Origin of the sequence: Bacillus thermotolerans (assembly GCF_000812025.2) — a bacterium.
Classification (GTDB): Bacteria; Bacillota; Bacilli; order Bacillales; family Domibacillaceae; genus Quasibacillus; species Quasibacillus thermotolerans.
Genome location: NZ_JWJE02000091.1, coordinates 1 through 3,626, shown reverse-complemented (window position 1 = coordinate 3,626; position 3,626 = coordinate 1). Strand labels below are relative to the sequence as shown.

General features: G+C 48.0%; 4 protein-coding genes. 2 read left to right on the top strand and 2 right to left on the bottom strand.

Annotation, left to right across the window (positions count from 1 at the left end; all coding sequences use genetic code 11):
• Positions 1 to 113: 113 nt before the first annotated feature.
• Together QY97_RS18575 and QY97_RS18570 are read right to left on the bottom strand one after the other, a co-directional pair.
• Positions 114 to 431, bottom strand: coding sequence for a YciI family protein (locus QY97_RS18575; protein ID WP_039231361.1), 318 nt, complete (start codon positions 429 to 431; stop codon positions 114 to 116).
• A gap of 152 nt (positions 432 to 583) precedes the next feature.
• Complete coding sequence (locus tag QY97_RS18570) at positions 584 to 1,717, bottom strand: S-layer homology domain-containing protein (protein ID WP_039231357.1); 1,134 nt, start codon at positions 1,715 to 1,717, stop codon at positions 584 to 586.
• Between the two features lie 422 nt (positions 1,718 to 2,139).
• Here QY97_RS18570 and QY97_RS19725 point away from each other — a divergent pair, with 422 nt between their 5' ends.
• Both QY97_RS19725 and QY97_RS18565 read left to right on the top strand, forming a co-directional pair.
• Positions 2,140 to 2,454 carry a hypothetical protein gene (locus tag QY97_RS19725; RefSeq protein ID WP_052729021.1) on the top strand — a complete coding sequence of 105 codons (315 nt, stop codon included), beginning with the start codon at positions 2,140 to 2,142 and terminating at the stop codon, positions 2,452 to 2,454.
• Complete coding sequence (locus QY97_RS18565; protein WP_083965924.1) at positions 2,409 to 3,515, top strand: glycerophosphodiester phosphodiesterase family protein; 1,107 nt, start codon at positions 2,409 to 2,411, stop codon at positions 3,513 to 3,515. Before QY97_RS19725 ends, QY97_RS18565 begins: the two co-directional genes overlap by 46 nt.
• The last annotated feature ends 111 nt before the right edge of the window (positions 3,516 to 3,626 follow it).

Sequence of the window (3,626 nt, the reverse complement as noted above, 5' to 3'; positions counted from 1 at the left end):
TTAGTATAACGGGGTTTTAAGCTAAGAAAAATAGAAAAACCCCGAATAGGTCCACTTTTTTTAAAGTGTCTACTATTCGGGGTTCAGTTCACATTATTGAAGCCTCTCTCTTTTTATTTATCGCTCGAACCGTACAGGTCCATGAATAGAGGAGCCACCCGGCATGGCTGTATGTCGATTTTCTGCCATACTTTTTCTGTGACATAAGGCTCCACCTCCAGCCACTGGTCGAGCTCTTCTCTTGAAGGAAAGTCGACGACCATGACCGAACCGATCATGCGGCCTCCTTCATCCAGCAAGGCGGCGCCGTATAAATGCTGGCCTTCCTGTACCCTTTTCTCCACCGATTTTAAATGCGCTTCTCGCGCGGCTAATCTTCGGTCTAACGCGTGTTCATCCGTGCCGTCATAAGCGGTGACGATGTATTGCATGACTAAGGCCTCCCTGTTGATTGATAGTTCATGGAACATATGTATCTGCATATTGGCAGTATATCATGCCTGTTAGCAACTGGCGGCCGCTAAGGCCTTCTATTAACAAAATGACCACCGCTTGATAGCAGTGGTCACCTTGGTTCATTCAGTTATTTTTTATTCGCAGCTGCAGAAATTTCTGCTTCCCACTCTTCTTCATCTTCCAGTTCTTCATCTAATACCATGTTATAAATCTTCCACTTGCCATCAGCCTCTTTCTTCAAATAAGCGGTTCCCGAAGCATTCACTTTGATCGTAAATGCCAGCTCTGGTGAAGTGAAAGAGACTTCATATACTAAATCATCGATGCGCACTTCGGCCAGATTCTTTCGGACCTTTATGAGGTCAAGAGAGTGAGTGCTGATAGGTGTGATGGAAAGAGTGCCATCTAACTCATCCATATCGCCCGTCAATTCCAGGCTTTCAAGCGCGAGGGATAAATAGTAGCCTGTCGCTGTGTCATGATACAGCGTCTCTAATGCCGCGGTGTCTTGTTCTTTCATCAAACGCTGCTCTTCCTGAATGTTGCGGTTCACGACGTCTGTCACCGCATGCATATCTGTTACAGAGCCTGTCTGCTGGTGAAGCGCACGGTCCATGATCGCAATCGCCTGGCCGCGTGTCGCGCGGTTTCCTGGCTTGAAGGTTTGATCCTCGTACCCTTGAATAATGCCGTTCGCTGTCAGCTTGTTCACAGCTTCATACGCCTTGCTGGAGGCTGGTACATCTTTAAATGTACGAGTGGACGGCTGGAATGTAACAGTATCTTTAAAGGCGCGGTAGATCATCATCGCCATTTCGTCACGAGTAATATATTGATCCGGATAGAACTTGCCATCCTCACGGCCGCTGATAATTCCTTGGCTGCTGGCGATACGAATGAACTCGTTATGCCATTTAGCCGGGTTCACGTCCGGAAACGCCTTCGTGTTCGCTCCTTCTTTCAAAGACAGCGCGTTCACCAGAATCTTGGTAAATTGCGCCCGTGTGACTTGTTCATTCGGACGGACTTCTACATAGGAATATTCATAGACTTCCCCGTCCTCCTCCTCTACTTCCGATACGACATACCCATCGATTATGCCGCTGTAAACAAAACGTTCAATCTCCTCGTAAAACCGGTAATCTGGACCGATATCCCAAATATAATAATCATCCGTCGATTTTACATCTGCCGAAGCTGGTGAAACAGGAAGCAAACTGCCTAACAACAATACAGCCAACAAGATCCGGAACACTTTCATGATTCTTCCTCTTTTCTATTAAATTGTCTAATCTAGTAAATCTGAATCTATTATAATCGATCCGCAAGAAGGAAGATATATAATTTTTTGGCTTTTCATAAAAAAGATTTGGGGTTATATTCTTGCATTTTTTATAAGGACTGGAACTGGAAATGGACGTGTAGCCTGTTCTCTAATGGGACTGATTTGTCACAAAGAACGACAGCTGGATATGTATCTGACGATTATGTAAAGACCATGAAAAGAAAGGTGGTGGTTTTATAAAAAATCGGTAAATATTGTTAAATCTGCCCCGACGATATTGTATGCCCTGCCTGGGAAAATTATAGTGAATGTGTGCAGTCACCTATTTAATAGAATAGGTGACTCAGAAGAATCAGCCTACATAACTCATCGGTATGAACGTGTAAAGGAGGATTATGATGAAACTGAGAAAAGCCTGTTTACTCAGCTTTGAGGCTGCGGCCATCGCGAGTGGAGGAATCACCGAGCAGACCAGCGCGGCACCTGTCCCGGCGGCTTCGTCTGTTCATCAACAAAGCCCATCATTCAAACAGATCCATCCGATGCTGCTGGATCACCGCAAAAACGCGCCCCTCATGATTACGGCCCACCGGGGACAGTGGCGTGATTATCCGGAAAACTCTTTGATGGCCATTGATGAGGCGATCAGAGACGGAGCGCGGAAATTGTGGAAATCGATGTGCGGCTCACGGCTGATGGTGTACCTGTCTTGATGCATGATACGACCGTGGACCGTACAACGAACGGAACAGGTAAAGTCAGTGATTACACGCTGGCTGAGATTAAAAAGCTTCGTCTTAAAGAAGGCCTTGGCGGAGAAGGTGCCGCACTCACGGATCACTCGATCCCGACGCTTGAAGAAGCTATGCGTGCCGTCAAAGGCCGCGCGATCGTCAACCTGGATAAAGGCTGGTCCATCCGTGAAGAAATGTATGACGTGCTTGTGAAGACCGGTACGGTGGACCATGCCCTGTTTAAAGGCAGCCCGAATGTAGAGGAAGCAGCCGCCTTTATGGCAAAGGATCCAGAGATTTTATATATGCACATTATTAATGATGCCACGGCCGATGTGGTGGACACCTTCCCGGGACGCCAGCCGGTGGCCTACGAGGTCGTATTTGACCAGCTGTCCGATCCGCAAATTCAGCCGGACAAGATCGAACAGATTCAGAAAAACAGCAGAGTGTTCATCAACACGATGTGGTACGGGCTTGCCTCCACCTATACAGATGAGTCTTCACTAAGGGATGTTGAGCTTGGATGGCAAGCTCTAACGGATCTGCGGGCAACCATCCTGCAAACGGACAACTTGGAAGCGATGGACTACTGGCGCGACGGCGGCCACATGAAATTTTGGGAAGCACAGAAAGGAAACCGGACCGTCCGTGTCCAGGCTGAGGACTACCTGCCGGGTAAAGACTGGGTAGATGTTGGTGATACGGACGGGGCGATTGTCGTGGAGGATCATCAGGAGGGTGAATGGGCGAAATATGAAGTGACCATTCCAAAATCCGGTGTGTACACCATTTCAGGGCGTGTATCCGCCAATGCTTCCCCAGCTGGCACGGTGAGAATTGATTATTCAAATGGACAGTCCAGCGGTGACATTGAAGTGAAGAACACGACGCATATCCGCGCGTTTGAGCTCCAGGAGTGGGATCAGCAATACTTAGAAAAAGGCACGCACACATTTACCGTTCACGTTACCTCACCTGGTCCGTTTGAACCTCCCACGACTAAAGTCGCGGGATTCTATTGCCCTTTCGGGCAGTAAAACCCTAAGACTTGTCGTCGTAGAATTCCTGCTTCATCAGGACTTGCCTGGCTGTTCCCAGGGCTTACTGTCCCTCCATTACTGTTAAAAAACAGTACCCGACGCCGCAGC